We start from the raw sequence: 3,134 nt of genomic DNA, 5'->3' as shown, positions 1-3,134 counted from the left end.
CGAAGTCTACCTTTTGAGGTGTCCAGGTTTATTGGACCACTACAGAGCAAACACAGGCGGGAGATGGAAGAAGAATCGGGGGAAATCCAGAGGAAGCGTATCTACAGCTTCACCCCCGGCACAATCGCCGCCACCCGCGCTTCACCCTCCAGCGCGACCAGCTTGCCATGATCGGGCGGTGGCCCCGGAGGCGGGCCGCCCATCATCTCGCCCGGCCCCGGAAACCGCTCCGCCTTCGACGTCGCCGAAGGGTCCACCACCAGCGTCAGCGTGGCGATATAGCGTCCGTTGGCTTCGCGCACCGCGCCCAGGGTGGTGTCTCCCGCCTGCAGGGCGATGCCGTCGTTGCTGTTCAGCGTCTGCCGCACGCGCTTGCGGCGATAGGCGGATAGCTGCGTGTACAAGTACTCGCTGAGTGCGTCCGGCAGGAAGCACTGCGTGGTCAGCATGGCCCGGCTGCCATCGAGCACCTTCATGTGGAGATGCGTGGCCCGGCCTTCATACCAGCCTGGATAGATCGTGTGGAAGACGGCGGTGCCGGTTGCATCCACGGGTTGGCTGCCGCGCAGGAAGGTCTGGCCTTTGGTCGATACCCGCTGGTCGTGGTCGTCAGTCTGGCCGGCATAGCCCGAGTACACGCCAGCCGCGTTGCAATGCCACAGGTCCACGCGCTTGCCGGCAAGCGGGCGGCCGGCTGCATCGACCACGGCAAAGCGGATCTCGAGCGGTACGCCGGGCTGGCCTTCGGTGATGTCCTGGCGCACCTTGCCAGCGTCGAAGTAGTACGGACCCTCGGTGGTCTGCGCCGTCAGCGCCAGCGGTGAGGCGGAAGGGGAGGGATGGGAGGATGTTTGGGCCGGCGCCGTGCGGGACAGCGTGGCGAGGGCGGCGCCCCCGAGTCCCATGGCCAGCAGGTGCCGGCGACGTGACACGGAGGGCGGCCGCGCAGGGTTTGTGGGCATCGCGCGTTCCGGTGAGGAAAGGGGGTGCCCAGTGTAGCGCTGGTGGCCGTACGCAGTGTTTCGGCACTGTGTCGGGCCGGCTACGCTTTGTCAGCCTCAGACTGCGGATTTCAGCACGGCACCCGTGGCGAAGAAGCTCTGCAGATTGTCGAAGACCAGTCCTGCCATGGCAGCGCGCGTTTCGTGCGTGCCGCTGGCAACGTGCGGCAGCAGCACGACGTTGTCGAGACCGAACAGTGCTTCGGGCACGCGCGGCTCGTCCTCGAACACGTCGAGTCCGGCGCCTGCAATACGCTTGTTCGTCAGGGCATCGATCAGCGCCGCTTCATCCACCACCGTGCCGCGCGCGATGTTGATCAGGTAGCCTTGTGGACCCAGTGCCTCCAGCACGCCGGCCGACACCATATGACGCGTTTCCGGCCCGCCCGATGCGGCGATGACAAGGAAGTCGGCCCACTTCGCCAGCGCTTCCAGCGAGGGTTCGAAACCATACGGCACCCCTTCCTGCGCCTTGCGGCCGAAGTAGCGCACGTCCATATCGAAGCCGTGCGACCGCTTGGCGATAACCCGGCCGATACGGCCCATGCCGACGATGCCAAGCCGCTTGCCGCTGACGCGTGTGGTCAGCGGATACGCACCCTTGAGCCAGTCGCCGCGACGCACGAAGCGATCCGCGGCGCTGACCTGGCGCGCGGCGTCCATCAGCAGCGCAAAGGCGGTATCGGCCACGCAGTCGTTGAGCACGTCGGGCGTGTAGCCCACGGCGATGCCGCGTGCGCGGGCAGTGTCGAGGTCGAGCTTGTCCAGGCCCACGCCGAAGCTGGAGATCACGCGCAGGTTGGGCAGGGCGCCCAGCATCTTTGCGTCCACGCCGATAGCGGCGCGCGTAGTCATCGCCACGAACTCGCCGCCGTGTTGCGCGAGGTAGGCGGCTGGGTCGCTTTCGGCCCAGAACGGATGCACATCGAATTGCTCGGCCAGGCGGGCTTCGGTCTGTTCGGGGAGCCGGCCGTGCTGCAGGAGGCGTGGTTTCATGCGAGAAGAGTCCTATCTTGTTCCGGGAGGGCGGGCGCGTGTCAGTCCGCGCTCAGGTGATTATCCGCGATGATCCTTGCGTAGCGCTTGCGGTCGTTGGCGATGGTCTGCGCAAATTCCTGCGGCGTGCTGCCCACCGGAATGGCGCCCTGATCCACCAGTTGCTTTTTCACTTCGGGTATCGCCACCACTTTCTTCACATCGGTGGCGATCTTGTCGACGATATCCTTCGGCGTGCCGGCCGGCGCGAGCAGTCCGACCCACGATCCCGACTCGGCGTTCTGGATACCGGCCTCGGCCAGCGTGGGCACGTCCGGCATCGACGGCGAACGCACCGTGCCCGTCACGGCCAGCGCGCGCAGCTTGCCCGACTTCACGTGACCCGTGGTTTCAAGGATGGAGGCGAACAGCATGTCGACGTTGCCGGCCATCAGGTCCGTCATCGCCGCGCCGCCGCCCTTGTATGGGACGTGCAGCATGTCGGTGCCGGTGGCGGCCTTGAAGATCTCGCCCGAGAGGTGCGGCGATCCACCCGTGCCCGAACTCGCGAACGTGAGCTTGCCCGGCTTGGCCTTGGCCAGCGCCACGAGTTCCTTCGGCGTCTTGGCGGGCAGGCCCGGCGTCACTACCAGCGCAAACGGCAACTCGGCCATCATCGTGACGGGCACGAAGCTGTCCGGCTTGTAGTTGAGCTTCTTGTAGAGGAACGGGTTGATCGATTGCGTGCCCACGTTGCCTGCCACGAGTGTGTAGCCGTCCGGCTTGGCGCGTGCGGTCAGTTCCAGCCCGACGTTGCCAGCGGCACCGGGACGGTTATCGACGACCACCGGCTGGCCCCACAACTGCGACAAGCGCTGCGCCACGAGCCGCGTGCCGATATCGGTGCCGCCACCGGGCGTGAACGGAACGATGATGGTGACGGGCTTGGTCGGCCATTCGCCCTGGGCGTGAGCGGTCAGGGTGAAGGCGGCGACGGCAATGGCGGCGAGGGTGCGGGTGGTTTGGTTCATGGTGTCTCCTGCTGATGTGTGCGCTGCTTTTTTTTGGGTGGCTCCCCTCTCCCGCTGCGCGGGAGAGGGGTTGGGGGAGAGGGCATCGAGGTTCTGCTTGCTGACGAGTCGCAATTTGCACTGCCGA

At 66.1% G+C, this 3,134-nt stretch carries 3 protein-coding genes; all 3 read right to left on the bottom strand.

Translation table 11 applies throughout. The features are described 5' to 3' along the window. Positions 1-101: 101 nt before the first annotated feature. On the bottom strand, positions 102-962 hold the full coding sequence (locus tag ABDB81_RS22235) for an intradiol ring-cleavage dioxygenase (RefSeq protein ID WP_346813609.1): 861 nt from the start codon (positions 960-962) through the stop codon (positions 102-104). 96 nt (positions 963-1,058) lie between these two features. Next, on the bottom strand, positions 1,059-1,997 hold the full coding sequence (locus tag ABDB81_RS22230) for a 2-hydroxyacid dehydrogenase (RefSeq protein ID WP_137927383.1): 939 nt from the start codon (positions 1,995-1,997) through the stop codon (positions 1,059-1,061). Positions 1,998-2,038: 41 nt separating this feature from the next. Beyond that, positions 2,039-3,007, bottom strand: coding sequence for a tripartite tricarboxylate transporter substrate binding protein (locus tag ABDB81_RS22225; protein WP_346813608.1), 969 nt, complete (start codon positions 3,005-3,007; stop codon positions 2,039-2,041). Positions 3,008-3,134 lie beyond the last annotated feature (127 nt).

It is taken from the genome of Cupriavidus sp. DL-D2 (genome assembly GCF_039710735.1).
GTDB lineage: Bacteria > Pseudomonadota > Gammaproteobacteria > Burkholderiales > Burkholderiaceae > Cupriavidus.
Note: the sequence above shows the minus strand (reverse complement) of the source record. Positions and strands in the feature narration are given on the sequence as shown.